Genomic DNA, 16750 nt, shown 5'->3' with positions numbered 1-16750 from the left:
TCATTGGAGAAGCTGGTTCGTTTTCCAAATTCAAAGCCGCGGTCATCGAAAGCACGAGCCACCTGTTTGTTTTTAGCAATATCTACGCCAATAATGAGTGTGTTAGAGGTGATTTGCGTGAGTTTTTGGTTTTGCGTATAATGCATGATGAGTCCTCCTTGGTTCTATGGATTTAGAGGTCGATGATTTTTCATCGGACACTCCGTACTATACCAAGGGGGCTCTTTTTTGTTCAAAACTCACATTTTCCCCTAACAGGAATGCTCCTTATTAAGATAGTTCAACGATTATTGACTTTTCTGTGTTTTCAGGAGTGAGCCTAATACCTTGGGCCGTTTCTTCCCATGTACCATTATTCGTGTTCTTAATGAAAAATATGTTTCGCAGTAAGATGTGCCAGGGTTTTATTTCCTGAGAAGTTTGATTGGAAATAGTAATTGTATTGTGGACACGTACAGCCTTTGCCTCTAAAACGTTCTCTCCTGAAGTATTGAAGACATTGGTTGAAGCTTCGCTGTTATTATCCAGTTCAAATAAATGGAACGTGATGTCATCAGAGTAATCATAATCAGGTTTTTCTTCTGTGTTTCCTACCGGAAGAAGGGTATCAGGCTTTACAAAGAGAGGAATGTGCATATAATCATACTGCTCTGTAAACCATTTTCCTCCTTTTGCTCGTTCGTTGGTTAACATGTTCGTCCAAGTGCCTTCCGGGAGGTAGAAAGAAGCCAGCCCGTCTTCGTTAAATACTGGGGCAGCGAGCAGTGAATCTCCCAGCATATATTGTGTTTCTATGGCAGAACAGGCTGGATCATCCGGGAATTCCAACATCATGGACCGCATGAAAGGAATGCCGCTCGAAGAAGTTTCACATGCTCCTGAAAAAATATAAGGCATAAGTTTGTGCTTGAGCTTCACAAACTTTCTCGTTACATCTACCGCTTCTTCATCAAATAACCACGGCACTCGGTAAGAAGAGCTTCCATGTAAACGGCTGTGGGAAGATAACAAGCCGAAAGCAGTCCAACGTTTAAAAACATCTGGAGTGGCGGTATTTTCAAACCCGCCGATGTCATGACTCCAGTAGCCAAAACCAGAAGAAGTCAGCGAAAGACCGCCCCTCAGGCTTTCTCCCATGGATTCATAATTTGCAGAGCAGTCGCCTCCCCAATGTACAGGAAACTGCTGGCCGCCTGCAGTGGCTGATCTGGCAAATAAAACAGCTTCATTCTTTCCGAGTTTCTCCTGCAGCAGATCGAAGACAACGTTGTTATACATCTGGGCATAATAGTTATGCATCTTATAAGGATCAGAACCATCATGGTATACAACGTCTGTTGGAATTCGTTCACCAAAGTCTGTTTTAAAACTGTCGACACCCATATCAATGAGAGCTTCCAGTTTGCCGCGGTACCATGCTCTGGCTTCTGGATTTGTGAAATCCACAATCCCTTGTCCAGCCTGCCATAAGTCCCACTGCCATACATCTCCATTAGGTTTTTTTAATAAGTAGCCATTTTCTGCGCCTTCATGAAACAGCTTAGACTTTTGGGCAATGTAGGGATTGATCCATACCGAAATTTTCAGGCCTTGTTCTTTTAAACGTTTCAGCATGTTTTCAGGTTCCGGGAAGGACTTTTTGTCCCACTCAAAATTGCACCATTCATATTCTTTCATCCAAAAACAGTCAAAATGGAAGACGCTGAGCGGAATATCTCTTTCTTCCATACCATTCACGAAGTGATTAACGGTATCTTCATCATATTCGGTAGTAAAAGAAGTAGTAAGCCACAGACCGAAAGACCAAGCAGGCGGCAGTGCTGGTTTTCCGGTTAATTCTGTGTAGTTCCTTAACACTTCTTTAGGTGTAGGTCCGTTGATAATAAAGTAGTCCAGACTTTCACCTTCCACACTGAACTGGGATTTGGAGACTATTTCTGAACCAACTTCAAAGGAAACGTATTCCGGGTGATTGACAAAAACGCCGTACCCTTTATTCGACAGATAAAATGGTACATTTTTATAGGCCTGTTCTGTGCTGGTTCCGCCGTCTTTATTCCAGATGTCTACACTCTGCCCGTTTTTAACAAAGGAGGTGAAACGTTCTCCCAGGCCGTATAAATTTTCTCCGACACCAATGTTTAATTGTTCTCTCATGTAGGACGAGCCATTTTCAGAAGTGATATAGGCAAGACTTTTTGGAGCGCTGTTCGTCAATTTCCCATGTTGATTAAAGAAATCCAGTCCCCATTCTTCCTTATTAATCACAACTTGTAATTCTCCACTACTGAAAATGGTGCGGGATTCTTCATCTTCCATATAGGGTTGGGTGTTCTCTTCTTGTAATGAAAAGAAAGGACCACGTTCCTTACGCCCTTCAAAGTGCCAGGCTTGAACTCTAATAACATTCTTTATCGGGGAAGACAGTTTCACGGTGATAAGAGGGCCATCAAGGGTATCGCCTCTATTTGTAATGTATTTACATGGTGCATGAAACAGTACATTGTTTTCCTTTTCCTGCATGTCATAGACAAGTTTTGGGGTATAAATAGAGTAACCAAGCTGAGTTAACCAATTTCCATCTGAAAATTTCATATTCATCCATCCTCCATTATCATAATGTGGGAGTTACTTCACGGCTCCACTGGCCAAGCCTTTTACTAATCGTTTTTGAAGCAGAATGAAGATAATCAAAACCGGCAGCGCAGAAATGGTGGCAAAAGCCATTAAGGAATTCCATTCGATGCCGTATTGACCGATTGCATTGTAAATACCTGCGGTAAGAGGCCATAACTCCTGACTTCGATTGAAGGTAACACTGAAAATCAAATCCCCCCAGGTAAAGAAGAAGGACACGGCTCCGCAGACAATAATACTTGGCATAGCTAAGGGCATCACGATACGAAGAAAAGCACTTAATGGATTGCATCCATCGATTTTTGCAGCATCCTCCAATTCTCTGGGGATACCAAGAAAAAACGTACGTAAAATTAAAACAGAAAAGGGAATGCCCAATGTGGCGCAGGCTAAAATGGGGCCAATATAAGAATTCAACACCCCGATTTGATTAAACAAGATAAATAGAGGTGTCAAAATAACAGTGGCCGGCAGCATTTGAGTAACTAAAAACAACAGAATGAACAACTCTTTTCCTCGAATGGAGAAACGAGCTAATCCGTAGGCAGAAGGTACAGCAAGCACCAATACAAGAAGTGTAGTGAGGCTGGAAATGAGTAAGCTGTTCATGAAATTTTGCAGAATGTCATTTTGCATAATTTCCTGGTAACTGCCAAATTGCCATTCCGACGGTAAAAATGTTGGAGGAGTTTGAAAAATTTCAGCCTGGGTTTTAAAAGATGTGACAATCATCCAGAAAACCGGGAATAAAAAGATGAAAACGATAAGGATACCTATTATATTTAAAAGCCATTCTTTGTGCCTTTTATTCATCCTTACATCACCTCGTCTTTTTTAATCATTCTTAAATAAACCAGACTTACTAGAAATAGAATCGCAAATAGTATATTAGCAGTTGCAGCTCCCATACTGAATTCAAAGTCATTAAAGGAGTAACGGTACGCTAAAGTAGAAAGCACTTCTGTTGAATTCACAGGACCTCCGCCGGTCATTACAAATACAAGATCAAATACTTTGAAGGTGTATATAAACCCAAGCATCATGACAATTAAAATAACAGGACGGAGTAGAGGAACAGTGATATGAAAGAATTTCTGAAACACATTGGCACCATCTAAACTTGCACTTTCGTAAATATCCTCCGGTAGATTACTTAAACCGGTCGAAAGTAAAAGCATATTAAAAGGAATACCTACCCATATGTTTACAAGCACGATACTCCATAGTGCCATTTCAGGACTTGTAAGCCATGGCACTGGGTCATTAATGAATCCAGTCGACATCAATAATTGGTTGAAAATCCCTTCTTCCGACCCCATCATAAAACGGAACAGTAAGGCGGAAATCGTGAGGGGAATCAACCAGCTGACCAATGTGATTCCACGTAAAAAGGAAGCAAGGCGGAACTTCAAGCTGAAAAATAATGCCAGCAGAAATCCAATAATAAATTGAAACACAACACTGCCTACTGTATATAGAAGTGTATTCTTTACTGAAATCCAAAAGACGGTGTCACTAAACAGCACTTTATAATTTTCCAGACCAAGGAAAGAAGATTCTCCAAGGTTTAATGCCTGCAAATCCATATCCTGAAAACTTAGAACCAGGTTGTAAATTAGAGGGTACCCTATAAGAGCCAGCATGAAGATAACGGCTGGAAAAACAAATAAGTATCCTTCCCACCTGCTTGCCAGTTTTTTTAACATGTTCATGTCCTCCTTCTCTATCCAGGCAGTTGAAGTGAAAGATGAGGGAATTCCCCTTGAAGAAAGGGGGGTTCATTTGTCTTTATTCCATAGCATCCGCAGCTTCATCTGCAGCGTCTGACATTGCGTCTTCCGGCGACTTAGAATCCGTCTAAGGTTCCTGGACAGCCAGCTGCACAGCCTCTGAGATGTCCGGCTAAATCGTCTTGAGTAGAGTTAACGAGATCAGAATTCACGGCCCTGTTCTCTAATAGCTCATGAAGGAAAAAGGAGCCGTCTCTTCCCGAGGCGGCTCTGGCGAAGCTACTCCTCTACTACTTCTGAAACTTTATCAGCAGCATCATTCATGGCTTCTTCAGGTGTTTTAGAGTCAGTGAAGGATTCTTGTATAGCTAACTGAATAGATTCAGAAATATCGGGCCAATTAGGGGAAGGTCCGCGTGCATCAGCATATTCCATCATAGGTACAAAGCTGGACAAATATTCGTCTTCATCCCAATGATCAGATTCATCCAGAATGTCTTGACGAGGAGGGAAGACACCGGAATCAGCAGCATAACTTTCTAACTGTTCCGGATCCATCAGCCATTTCATAAATTCCCATGCTGGTTCTTCATTCGCCCCTTTTACGATAGAAAGGTTTGCGCCCCCTATAACCGAAGCATGTTCCTCAGCTCTCGGGATTTCAGCAACCTGCCAATTCATAGAAGGATTTTCTTCCATGATTCGTTCAATATTCCAGGAACCATTTATCATCATGGCCAGGTCGCCTGTGGTAAATCTATTTGTTAAGCCGTCTTGAGCTGTATTCACTACATCAGAACTCATGTAACCTTGTTCCAGCAGGCCATCGAGGAAACTCATTGCTTCAATAGCTTCAGGGGAGTCGAGATTGTTATAATCGGCGCCGGCAGAACGTAGAAAAGGGTAAAATTGAAAGGTTGATTCTTCAGAACGTTCCCCGGCGATCCCGAAGCCATCTACATCATCTTCTGAAAAGGCACCTGCCACTTCTTCTAATTCTTCCCACGTTTCAGGGGGTTCTGAAAACCCTGCTTCTTCGAGTAAATCTTCATTATAAAAAAGACCTAATGTATTACTGGTATAAGGAAGTCCGTAATGACTGCCTTCATACACAGTAGAATTCAGAGGTCCTTCCAAGAAATTTTCCGCTTCTCCCCATTCATCCACTTTATCAGTGATATCTGCCAAGACTCCCTGGGAAGCAAGGGCTGCATTATCGACGTGGTCTATATTCACAATGTCAGGAAGTTCACCCCCGGTAGATCCTACAGATAACTGTTGTTTGATTTGATCGAACGGTACATATTCTGTTTTTACTACAATGTCATCCTGAGACTCGTTGAACTCTTCCACTTGCTCATAAAATACTTCCTGCCCCACGCCTGTGAAGTAATCCCATATCAAAACTTCTTCAGGCTCGTTTGAATTTCCACCTTCTGATGATTGTCCGCTTTCTTCGGTCGAATCATTATTTCCTCCGCATGCAGATAAACAGATGAACAAACCGGCTCCTAAAATACTCCCCCAGCATTTTTTCATTTTGCCACCTCTTTTAAATTATATTTTCAGCCGCAGAAGGACTAAATATTACATTCAGAATGTTTACTTGTTAAACGAAGCATAAAACTATTGTGGAGCGCTGTGAATAAAATATTTAATGTTGTGACAATTATATGTATCATGAAGCAGCAAATATAACGTTACTGTGTTTAATAAGTAAACGAAGTTTGAGGGAAAATGACACAAACTGGTGATCAAGATCTAGTGAAAAATCAATAAGGCCCTTGTGGTAAAAACGATTCAACCGAGCAGTTCAATTTCACATGCTCAAATTTCAAAGGGTTCCGGCTTAAATAGAGCGACTGTTTGGTTGCTTTCAAATTAACCTATAAGTTACAAGTAGGAATTTATGCAAAAATTCACTTTGTTTATCATGTGATATTAAGTTATTAAATCGAAATAAAGGGAGTAAGAATATATTGATGAAGCATTATTAAAAAACATGATCAAAAACTGTCATATAAACGATTGACGTTATAAACAAGCAATAGAGGTTCAATTAGAAAATTAATTAAATTAAAAATTGTTTTGACATCGCTTTCAAAAAATATATAGTTTGTTTTAACGATAAACATACTGATTGCGATTTATTGTCACTAAGGAATAATATCAAGGAACATCTTCATTATTTGTATTAAACAAAAAAGGAGGAAGCAAGAGTTGTCACCATTAAATCATTATGCTGCAAAGGGAGGATATAACTAAATGAAAAGAAAAAAGTGGGGAATTACGTTTGCCGCGCTAACCATTTTATCAGCCGGCTGTGCTGATGGGGCAGGAGAAAACGAAGAAGAAACCGACAATAGTGATGTAGAAACTACATTAACGTTCTGGAACAGGCTTCCTGAGTTAGAGTCACAGTTTTCTTCTTTCATTGAAGATTTTGAAGAGAAGCATCCGGAGATAGCTGTAGAAATGGAAAACCTGGGAGCATCAGGTAACCAGCAGTTTCAAACAGCCATTAATAATGATGAATTGCCGGATATATTTGTTCGAGCAAACGTCATGCCAGTTCGACAATTAAAAGAACAAGGTCAGATCAAAAATCTGAATGAAGTGTTTACAGATGAAGTGAGAGGTCAGTTTAGGGATGAAGTGTGGCAGGAAAATTTCACGGTGCTGGGAGAAGATGTTTATCAGCTGCCGCTTTATTCAGGGAAATCCAGTGTCATGATGTATTATAACAAAGATGTTTTAGGAAAATTTGGAATAAGCGAAGATGAGGTTCCGGAAACATGGGAAGAATTAAAGCAGGTTAGTATGCAGATTAATGAGGAATCGAATGGAAGTATTTACGGTTTAACACTTGGAGCGGAAGCATCCTGGTTGTCTGATCTGTTTATGAAGCAAATGGGAACCTCCATCAATCCGGAAATGCATACCTCTATTGAAGTTGCAAAAAATGTGAATTATAAAGACGGGGAAGTGAACCTCGCTACGGATGCTAATATTGAGATTATGAATTACCTGAAGGATCTACAGGAGTCGAATGCATTGGATCCAGAAAGTGTAGAAAATGATGAACTAACAGCTATTTCTAACTTTGCTGCAGGAAGAGCGGCCTTCTTCTTTGGAGGCAACTGGGATGGTTCAATTCTGGTGAATGAAGAAACTGGACCAGGTTTTGAGAACTGGGGTGTGGCTCCCATGCCAACTAAAAACGGGCATCCTTACTATGCTGATTCATTAACGAAAGAAGGGTTAATGGTTTCAGAATATACAGAAAATTGGGAGGAAGTGCAAACCTTCTTACATTACTTTATTGAACATGGTTATACAGATGTTGTCGCGGGCTCTGGTGCCCATCAAACAGCACTGAATGTGGAAGTGTCAGAAGAAGACGCACCGTTTCCGCAATATAATGATATAACGTCCATTTTAGATGAAACAAGTATCCAAGTTCCAGATCCATATCTTCGAAATAACGACACCATAGGAGCAATACAAGATTATCAAGGCGGTCTTTCTTATAGTGTGGGAGCCATGTTACGAGGCTATCTGCAGGGAGAAATAAATGATCCGAAAGCAGAATTAATGAAAGCAGAGGAAGAAGCAGTTGATTCTTTTGAATCTGCTATAGAAGGAAACGAGAATGTTTCGAGAGAGGATTTCATCTATGAGAATTGGACTCCCTTTGAACCATATACAAGAGATGATATGGAAGAATTAGAATAATTTAAAGATTGGAATGGGCGGGGCTGCATTTTTAATGCACTCGTCCCCACTTCCTTTTTGAAAAGGGGCATAAAGTATGGCTGCGTCAAAAACGAATAAAACAAATTTGACTAAATCATGGAACAGATGGGCTGTAGTGTTTCTTATGCCTCAGACCATCGTTTTCTTTGGTCTATCGCTTTACCCTATAATAATGAGTTATGTGTACTCTTTTTATTCTTGGGATGGAGCAAGTCCGCTTGATGATTTTGTAGGATTGTCAAATTATGTTGAATTGTTTCAAACTCCCCGATTTTGGGGTTCTTTTTTACACACCATTTACTATGTGTTTGGTACAACTATCATTGCTGTGGGTGTGTCATTAATATTGGCTGTAATTTTAAATACAAAACAGTTCAAAGGGAAAGCTTTTTACAGAACAATTTATTTTTTGCCGGTGGTTACCACAACAGCTATTATCGGTGTCATTATGAACAACATTTTCGGGGTGAATGGACTGGTGAATCAAACCATCCAAACTATTGGCATTATTCAGCAGCCTGTGCCCTGGCTCAGTGATTCTTCTTTAGCAATGCTCATATTAATTGCTGTAGGAGCTTGGAAAAGTCTTGGAATGAATATGATTTACTGGCTTTCGGGGCTGCAATCCATACCAACGGAATTATATGAATCTGCTCAATTAGATGGAGCTGGATTTTGGAGAACACTATTTCATGTAACGCTTCCATTGTTAAAGCCTATTTTAGCAGTAATACTATTGTTATCGATTGTGAACGGCATGCACGCATTTGATTTGGTCAAAACGCTGACCAATGGAGACCCTTATAATTCAACAGAAACATTGGATCTATATGTGTTTAATTACGCTTTTGGCGGCGGTACGGATGGGACTATTTCCAGAATGGGTTATGCATCAGCGGCTGGTGTCATGTTAGGTATTTTCACTCTCATTATCAGCGTCATATTCGGCGGGTTGAATATGCTCACTCAAAGAAAAAGTAATAAGCACGCCAATGGGAGGGTGATATAGATGATTATTACAAATAAAACCGTTAAATATATAATTCATGCTTTATTACTGGTTTGTGGTTTTATCTGGATATACCCATTTATTTGGATGGTGCTTGCTTCTGTAAAATCAAATAATGAATTTATCATGTCTAACAATCCGCTCCCTGAATCATTAAATTGGGACAATTATACAAGAGCGTGGATTGATGCCAGTTTCAGCGGTTATTTTATGAACACCGTTATTATGACAGTGGCGACAGTTGCCATCGTTGTCATATTATCAGCATTAACAGGATACGCATTAGGCAGAGTTAATTTTCCAGGAAGAAAAGCCGTGATAATTGCTGTGGTTGGTGTCATGTTTATCCCAAAAGGATATACAATTATTCCTTTATACCAATTAGTAGAACAGCTGGGGATGACTAACTCATTGGCAGGGGTCATTGTGGCAGAGGCTTCAGGGGCCCACACTTTATTTATTCTGTTGTTCACTTCTTATTTTGCAACAATGCCAAAGGAATTAGAAGAAGCGGCAATCATGGATGGCTGTGGTTTTGTCCGCACCTTTTACCGGGTTATGCTGCCTCTTGCTAAGCCCATTATAGCGACAACAGTTATTATGCAGTTCATCTGGACATGGAGTTCGTTTTTAATCCCAACCGTTCTTACTATTTCAAAACCAGAATTAAGAACACTCGCGGTAGGCATGCAGAACTTTGTGGGACAGCATTCGACCGATTGGTCAGGCATGGCTGCCGGTGCAACTATTTCTCTTTTGCCGGTAATCATTGTGTTCATATTAATGCAGCGGTACTTCATAGAAGGTGTGGCTGGAGCTGTTAAACAATAAAAGTAATACCATGTGTAATATATAGGAGATGATGTCATTGATTCATACAACTTTAGATAGTTTTCCGGAGAATTTCTTATGGGGGTCCGCCTCCGCTGCATACCAAATTGAAGGAGGATGGGATCAGGATGCAAAGGGGCCTTCTGTTTGGGACAGCTTCACCAAAATTCCAGGGAAAACTTTTAAAGGGACAAATGGGGATGTTGCTGTTGATCATTATAATCACTTCAAATTGGACGTGGCATTAATGGGGGAAATGGGACTTAAAGCTTACCGTTTTTCTATTGCATGGAGCAGAATCTACCCTGAGGGACGTGGGGAAATTAATGAACAAGGAATTGCTTTTTACAACAATCTTATCAATGAGTTGATAAAGCATAATATCACTCCTATTATTACTGTTTATCATTGGGATTTGCCCGAGGCCCTTCAAAAAGAATACGGGGGGTGGGAATCCAGAAATATTATTGAAGATTTTAATAACTACTGCATGACTCTGTATGAAAGATTTGGGGACAGGGTGAAGGACTGGATTACCTTAAATGAACAAAATATTTTTATCAGTCATGGATATTTAGAAGGATCTCACCCACCAGGTGTTCAAGACAAAAAAAGAATGTACCAGGCCAACCATATTGCCAACCTTGCCAATGCAAAAGCTATTAAATCATTTAAGTCCTATGTTTCTGATGGGAAAATAGGTCCCAGCTTTGCCTATGGACCTGCTTACCCGTACAGCAGTCATCCTGAATCAGTTCTTGCTGCAGAAAATGCAGAAGAATTTGTGAACCATTGGTGGATGGATATTTACTGCTTCGGCAAATATCCGGAGGCGGCTTGGAGATATTTAGAGGAAAGAGGGCTTGCTCCTGAAATAAAAGAAGGCGACATGGAATTGCTGGCGGAAGGAAAACCGGATTTCATGGGAATAAATTATTATCAAACGGGAGCATACGAGAAAAATGCAGATGGTGTATTAAAAGGAGCGAAAGAAAATCATGATGGCAAAAAAGGCAACTTTACGGAAAGCGGAGTGAAGGGGTTATATAAAAGAAAAAGGAATACATATGTAGACACCACAAATTGGGATTGGGAAATTGATCCTATGGGTCTTCGTATCGCTCTAAGAAGAATAACGAGCCGTTATGGTCTCCCGGTATTAATTACGGAAAATGGATTAGGAGCATTTGATGAGCTTGAAAAAGGGGACAGCATTAACGATGATTACAGAATTGCTTATATTGAATCACATTTAAGACAATGCCGGGAAGCTATAACCGATGGCGTAGAATTGTTGGGGTACTGCACTTGGTCTTTCACGGATTTGTTAAGCTGGCTGAACGGGTACCAAAAAAGATACGGCTTTATTTATATCAATCGTGATGAAGATAGTGAAAAAGATCTACGAAGAATAAAGAAAAAAAGCTTTTACTGGTATAAATCCGTCATAGAAAATAATGGAGAAAACTTAATAGAATAACTGAAGGTGAAAGAGATGAAACAATATATTGTATTTGATTTTGGAGGAACGACAACAAAACACGGTGTTATAAAAGAAGACGGCATTTTTTTGGAAAAATCAAATTATAAAACAAATATTGAAGAGCTTCAAATGTTTAAATCTGATCTTTTTTCAGTTATTAAAGTATATCTACGTAAGTATGAAATAGATGGGATTGCTATTAGTATGCCGGGTTTCATTGATACAGAAACAGGATACTCTGAATTTGCGGGAGCAATAAAAGAGTTAAATGGAAAAAATCTAAAAACGCTCATAGAAGAAAATTTCCCCATTAAAGTAGAAATAGAGAATGACGGAAATTGTGCTGCGCTGGCAGAAAAATTTAATGGAAATGCAGTAGGTTGTAAAAGTTTTATATGCTTTACAGTAGGCACTGGAATCGGCGGAGGCATTTTTCTCAATGGAAGCATTTGGCGCGGTGCAAGCTTCAGAGGCGGAGAATTTGGATACATGGTAACGGAAGGGAATAATAAAAATTTACATGAAAATGCTTCTATGAAGAGTTTGATAAAAGAATATAAAGAAATACTTGAAATATCAGAAGAAACTTCTATAGATGGGGAAGAAATCTTTGAAAAGGCAAAATCCGATGCAAAGGTACATGATTTACTGGATCATTGGCTGCGGAGAATGGCGCACGGAATATTTAATCTTACCGCTGTTTTAAATCCAGAAAAAATATTAATCGGAGGCGGAGTGAGCGAGCAGAAAGGGTTAGAACAAGAAATTACGCAGCGATTAGAAGAATTGGAATGGTGGCAATATGTTTCAACGAAAATACAAACATGTAAACATAAAAATGATGCAGGAATGCTGGGCGCTCTCTATCATTTTAAAGAAAAGACCTGCGGTGATATGTCAACACGAAAAGCATAGTTAAAGTAGATGTCAAAGGGCGATTTTTCCTAAAAAGGCCGCACTGAACTAGACCAGTCATCAAATGGTGATAACTGGTATTGAAGAAAGGGCTGTGATGACGCGTTTTACGTCATGGCTTCACGCTCCCTTTCCGGTACAAAGAGTTGGTGATTGCGTAGCAGCGCATCCACCAGACGTACCAATTTTCTTGCGGTTAGAACGAGGGCTCGCTTGTGTTGATGTTTTGGTACTTCCCGGTACTTTTTCGCGTAATAGGACTGATATTCCGGTACCTGTCTTCGTACAGAGTTGGCGGCTTCAACGAAGTAATACCGCAGGTACTGGTTGCCTTGACGCGACAGGGACGTATCTTCGGCTGTGAAACGGCCGGATTGATGGGTCCGCCAATAGAGACCGGCGTACTTCGCTATTTTCGTTTCGTCATCAAATCGCTCGATTTGCCCAATTTCCGCGATGATACCGGCTGTGAAGACTGGACCAATGCCCGGAATGGACTCTACGGTCTGCGTGATGCCGGCCATAATCCGTTCAATGGTCTTGTCGATTTCTTTCACCTGCTGCTGGAGAGAGCGGATAACGGTAATAGATGTTGCTAATAACACATCGATGGAACCTTCCACGACCTTGTCCAAACGATAAGACGAGCGGACAGCTTTTTGAATCGAGGAAGCAACAGCTTTTGGATCGGGAAATCGATTCTTCCCACGAGCCTGAAGGTAGGATGCCAGGTCTTCCAACGGAAGTTGGGCCAGTTCTTCTAAACTGAATTTTTCTAGAAACAGGTCCATCATCGCCTGTCCAAACACCGAAGACTCGACGTCTTGAGAGAAGGTATTGCACTTAAAACTCAAGTGCTGGAGAAAATGCTGCTTCTCTTTGGTCATCGTTTGGATAAGGTGATAACGCGACCGTGTCAACTGCTGCAGAGCGACATACTGGCTCTCTTTGACAACCGACATGGTATTACGGCCGAAACGCATGTAGTCAGCGATGACAAACGCATCAACGGCATCTGTCTTGTTCATATCACTGTAGCTTTTTTTGAAATTGGCGATCTGTTTGGGGTTCATGACAAACACTTGGGCGCCAAGAGCCTTTAAGTCTGAGTCATGGTGAAGAAACATCGATGGATGAAAACTGTACACGGATGTTGATTCCAACCCGATCTTTAGGATGTCAACCTCTGTATCGGCTGTTATATCGAGAATCCGTTGTTTTAATTCCATCGCTCCAGGCATGTTGTTGGCTACCGTAAAGGTAGCTACGACGGCACCGTCCTGGTCCAGAATGCACCCTTTCATATCAAAGGAACTAACGTCTAAACCTACAAAGAATCGCATAAGAAACCTCCTTTCGATATAGAATCACTGGGTCTTTCTTTGGACGTCTCGAGATATCTCTAGTGTGAACGCCGATCAACAACCTCGTGTATCAGAGTTCAGCCTGTATCGAAAGCCGCCCCGGGGCTGCTAACACCCGGGCTCGAGGGACAGGAGACTCAGCCTGCGAGTAGGGAGTGCCGCACGTACACGGAGAAACAGTCTTTTTGATGTGGTTTATGCCACAGGAGAGAAAAGAATTGTCCCAAATGATCCTACGATCATTATCTAGAAATATCTAGAGACGTCCAAGAAAAACGTTTCGGGACAAGGCTGTCTTCTGAAAAAAAGCACCGGCCAACCGTGGACATACACGTAGACTCCTGTGGGAAAAGCAACAGCTGAAGACCCCGCAGGGAGGGTTTTTCTCCCGAGGAGGCTGAAGCGTTGCCCACGGAAAGCGAAGGGTATGGGAACGGTGGCCGTCCATCAGCAAAGCATGAATAAGACTTTTGAAGAAACGAAATATAAGCTTTTTAAAAAGGGCTTAAATATAATATACGAGGAGAGAGAGATGTGAATAAACAATCATCTAAAATTTGGTTCGGTGGAGATTACAATCCTGAACAATGGGAAAAAGATATGTGGCCGGAAGATATCCGCATGTTTAAATTGGCAGGAATTGATGTGGCGACACTCAATGTGTTCTCCTGGGCATTGAATCAACCAGATGAAATCACTTATAACTTTGAGTGGCTCGATGAGATTATGAATAAATTATATGAAAATGGAATTTATACTTGTTTAGCTACAAGTACCGCGGCACACCCGGCGTGGATGGCCAAAAAATATCCAGATATTTTACGCGTGGATTTTTACGGCAGGAAAAGAAAGTTCGGCGGCAGACACAATTCTTGTCCTAACAGTACAACGTACAATAAGTTTGCAGGTCGAATGGCTGAGAAACTTTCAGAACGTTACAAGGATCATCCAGCTGTGTTAATGTGGCACGTCTCAAATGAATACGGTGGGTACTGCTATTGTGAAAATTGTGCTAAAAACTTCAGAGTATGGCTGAAAGAAAAGTACAAAGACTTGCCAACTCTCAATAAAGCATGGAACACGAGGTTCTGGGGACATACTTTTTATGAGTGGGATGAGATTGTTCCACCTAATGATCTTAGTGAGGAAACAGAAGGACAAATTTCTGACTTCCAGGGAATCTCTTTGGATTATCGGCGCTTTCAGTCGGATAGTCTTTTAGCCAGTTATCAAACAGAATATAATTCGATCAGAAAACATGATTCTAAAACTCCTATTACTACTAATTTTATGGGATTATATCCAGAATTGAATTATTTCAAATGGGCTCCGTATTTAGATGTTATATCCTGGGATAATTATCCTTCCATCGGTACGCCGGTCAGTATGACTGCTATGACACATGACTTAATGAGAGGATTAAAAAGCGGTCAGCCCTTCATGCTCATGGAACAAACACCGAGCCAACAGAACTGGCAGCCATATAATTCCCTGAAGCGGCCGGGGGTTATGCGTCTCTGGAGTTATCAAGCAGTAGCCCATGGTGCAGATACGGTTATGTTTTTTCAATTAAGACGTTCTATTGGAGCCACAGAAAAATATCACGGGGCTGTCATTGAACATGCAGGTCATGAGGATACGCGTGTTTTTAAAGAAACAGCAGCACTTGGAGAAGAACTTTACCAATTCTCAGACCAAATCGTAGATTCTACAATAACATCCAAAGCAGCTATTGTCTTTGATTGGGAAAATCGCTGGGCTATAGAGTTATCAAGCGGTCCTACAGTCGCTCTGGATTATGTGGAAGAAATTCATAATTATTACGCTGCTTTCTTTCAACAAAATATCTCCGTCGACTTAATAAGTCCATCAGAAGATTTGAGTGCATATGATATAGTTGTTGCTCCTGTTCTTTACATGGTGAAAGAGGGTTTTGCTGATAAACTAAAACGATTCACAGCTGATGGCGGTACGTTCATTACAACCTTTTTCAGTGGAATTGTTAATGAAAATGATATAGTGGTCACTGGTGGGTATCCTGGGGAATTGAAAGACCTGCTTGGGATATGGGTGGAAGAAATTGACGCTTTACCGCCTGAGGAGAATAATACAATTGTTTTAAAGAACAAGGAAGGATTTAACAAAAAGGAATATACCTGTAATATACTGTATGATATTATTCATGTTAACGAAGCTGAGATTGTGGCAGATTATGGGGAAGATTTTTATGCCGGAACACCAGTTGTAACGAAAAATAATTATGGAAGAGGAAAAGCGTGGTATATAGGATCCAGTGCAGATGCTGATTTTATTTCAGACTTAGTTTTAAAGCTGGCACAAGAAAAGAATATAGAACCCAGTCTTCCTCCAGTGGATGATGTTGAAGTTACAGTAAGAGAAAAAAATAATACTAAAATATATTTTATACTAAACCATTCCAATGAAAAAAAAGTCATAGAAACAGGTAATGAAGAAAAAAGAAATTTATTAAATGGACAGACGATTAAAAATAGTGTAGAACTTTTTGGTAAAGATCTTTTGATTTTAAAAGAATGAATCGAAGGAGTGATAGTTCAGCACAAGCGTTTTCATGGTATAATAGAACTCAGATGCAACGGTATTTCTTTAAGGATGGGTAACCACTCCCCGTAGAAAGGGGGTGGTAAGATGTCTGATTATCAAATCATTATGGTAATGCTTACAGTATTACTTGTTATGGTGACTTCAGACAAAAAGTAAAACCCCATCCTTAAGTTAGAGAGGCGACTCTAAAAAGGATGGGGTTTTCACTACCCAGCTGTCATTGTTGCCCTCTTTAAAGGACCGTTTGCATCGTTGAAGAGGAAGGGGCAGTAACCGCTGTCCCTTTCTTTTATTATACTCTAACTTTACCACATTATAATCATAGCATCAAAAAAATAAACCGCACGGTATGCGTCAAGTTTTTCTCGGTCGTTCTGAAAGACTGCCGTTTTCAGCCCTCTATTTTTGTACACCGCGAATCTTCTACCGCGCTCCGCTTGCT

At 40.6% G+C, this 16750-nt stretch carries 11 protein-coding genes and 1 pseudogene; 6 read left to right on the top strand and 6 right to left on the bottom strand.

What is annotated here, in order from left to right:
• The 5 genes and pseudogenes from BM124_RS18645 to BM124_RS17995 all read right to left on the bottom strand — a co-directional run.
• Nucleotides 1-146 (bottom strand): annotated as a pseudogene (locus BM124_RS18645) (IS110 family transposase); the annotation flags it as partial.
• A 124-nt stretch (nucleotides 147-270) separates the two neighbouring features.
• Nucleotides 271-2595, bottom strand: coding sequence for an alpha-xylosidase (gene yicI / locus BM124_RS18010; RefSeq protein WP_093339816.1), 2325 nt, complete (start codon nucleotides 2593-2595; stop codon nucleotides 271-273).
• Between the two features lie 33 nt (nucleotides 2596-2628).
• The gene (locus tag BM124_RS18005; RefSeq protein WP_093339813.1) at nucleotides 2629-3450 is read right to left on the bottom strand and encodes a carbohydrate ABC transporter permease; all 822 of its coding nucleotides are present in this window, start codon (nucleotides 3448-3450) and stop codon (nucleotides 2629-2631) included.
• A gap of 2 nt (nucleotides 3451-3452) precedes the next feature.
• A complete protein-coding gene (locus tag BM124_RS18000) occupies nucleotides 3453-4343 on the bottom strand; it encodes a carbohydrate ABC transporter permease (RefSeq protein WP_093339811.1) in 891 nt (296 codons plus the stop codon).
• Nucleotides 4344-4646: 303 nt separating this feature from the next.
• Nucleotides 4647-5906 carry an ABC transporter substrate-binding protein gene (locus BM124_RS17995; RefSeq protein WP_093339808.1) on the bottom strand — a complete coding sequence of 420 codons (1260 nt, stop codon included), beginning with the start codon at nucleotides 5904-5906 and terminating at the stop codon, nucleotides 4647-4649.
• Nucleotides 5907-6632: 726 nt separating this feature from the next.
• Between BM124_RS17995 and BM124_RS17990 the strand changes: the two genes are divergently transcribed.
• The 5 genes from BM124_RS17990 to BM124_RS17970 all read left to right on the top strand — a co-directional run bounded on the left by BM124_RS17990 (nucleotide 6633) and on the right by BM124_RS17970 (nucleotide 12361).
• Nucleotides 6633-8102 carry an ABC transporter substrate-binding protein gene (locus tag BM124_RS17990; protein WP_093339806.1) on the top strand — a complete coding sequence of 490 codons (1470 nt, stop codon included), beginning with the start codon at nucleotides 6633-6635 and terminating at the stop codon, nucleotides 8100-8102.
• Between the two features lie 76 nt (nucleotides 8103-8178).
• Entirely contained in the window at nucleotides 8179-9132 is a 954-nt protein-coding gene (locus BM124_RS17985; RefSeq protein WP_093339803.1) for a carbohydrate ABC transporter permease, read from the top strand.
• Nucleotides 9133-9963 carry a carbohydrate ABC transporter permease gene (locus tag BM124_RS17980; RefSeq protein ID WP_093339801.1) on the top strand — a complete coding sequence of 277 codons (831 nt, stop codon included), beginning with the start codon at nucleotides 9133-9135 and terminating at the stop codon, nucleotides 9961-9963.
• Nucleotides 9964-10000: 37 nt separating this feature from the next.
• On the top strand, nucleotides 10001-11443 hold the full coding sequence (locus tag BM124_RS17975; RefSeq protein ID WP_093339798.1) for a glycoside hydrolase family 1 protein: 1443 nt from the start codon (nucleotides 10001-10003) through the stop codon (nucleotides 11441-11443).
• A gap of 15 nt (nucleotides 11444-11458) precedes the next feature.
• Nucleotides 11459-12361, top strand: coding sequence for an ROK family protein (locus tag BM124_RS17970; RefSeq protein WP_093339796.1), 903 nt, complete (start codon nucleotides 11459-11461; stop codon nucleotides 12359-12361).
• Between the two features lie 107 nt (nucleotides 12362-12468).
• Here the strand turns inward: BM124_RS17970 and BM124_RS17965 are convergent, their stop codons facing one another.
• Nucleotides 12469-13704: an IS110 family RNA-guided transposase gene (locus BM124_RS17965; protein WP_093339793.1), complete on the bottom strand. Its 1236-nt coding sequence runs from the start codon at nucleotides 13702-13704 to the stop codon at nucleotides 12469-12471.
• A 555-nt stretch (nucleotides 13705-14259) separates the two neighbouring features.
• Here BM124_RS17965 and BM124_RS17960 point away from each other — a divergent pair.
• Nucleotides 14260-16281 (top strand): beta-galactosidase, encoded by a 2022-nt coding sequence (locus BM124_RS17960; protein WP_139217165.1) that lies wholly within the window; start codon nucleotides 14260-14262, stop codon nucleotides 16279-16281.
• Nucleotides 16282-16750: the final 469 nt, after the last annotated feature.

Source organism: Salibacterium halotolerans (genome assembly GCF_900115625.1).
Taxonomy (GTDB): Bacteria; Bacillota; Bacilli; order Bacillales; family Marinococcaceae; genus Salibacterium; species Salibacterium halotolerans.
This window is presented reverse-complemented; position numbering and strand designations above follow the sequence as displayed.

Excerpts from the sequence above, each read along its gene's own strand:
- BM124_RS17990 (WP_093339806.1), top strand. The coding sequence starts at position 6,633 with ATGAAAAGAAAAAAGTGGGGAATTACGTTTGCCGCGCTAACCATTTTA.
- BM124_RS17995 (WP_093339808.1), bottom strand. The coding sequence starts at position 5,906 with ATGAAAAAATGCTGGGGGAGTATTTTAGGAGCCGGTTTGTTCATCTGT.
- BM124_RS17970 (WP_093339796.1), top strand. The coding sequence starts at position 11,459 with ATGAAACAATATATTGTATTTGATTTTGGAGGAACGACAACAAAACAC.
- BM124_RS17965 (WP_093339793.1), bottom strand. The coding sequence starts at position 13,704 with ATGCGATTCTTTGTAGGTTTAGACGTTAGTTCCTTTGATATGAAAGGG.
- BM124_RS17980 (WP_093339801.1), top strand. The coding sequence starts at position 9,133 with ATGATTATTACAAATAAAACCGTTAAATATATAATTCATGCTTTATTA.
- yicI (WP_093339816.1), bottom strand. The coding sequence starts at position 2,595 with ATGAAATTTTCAGATGGAAATTGGTTAACTCAGCTTGGTTACTCTATT.
- BM124_RS17985 (WP_093339803.1), top strand. The coding sequence starts at position 8,179 with ATGGCTGCGTCAAAAACGAATAAAACAAATTTGACTAAATCATGGAAC.
- BM124_RS18005 (WP_093339813.1), bottom strand. The coding sequence starts at position 3,450 with ATGAATAAAAGGCACAAAGAATGGCTTTTAAATATAATAGGTATCCTT.
- BM124_RS18000 (WP_093339811.1), bottom strand. The coding sequence starts at position 4,343 with ATGTTAAAAAAACTGGCAAGCAGGTGGGAAGGATACTTATTTGTTTTT.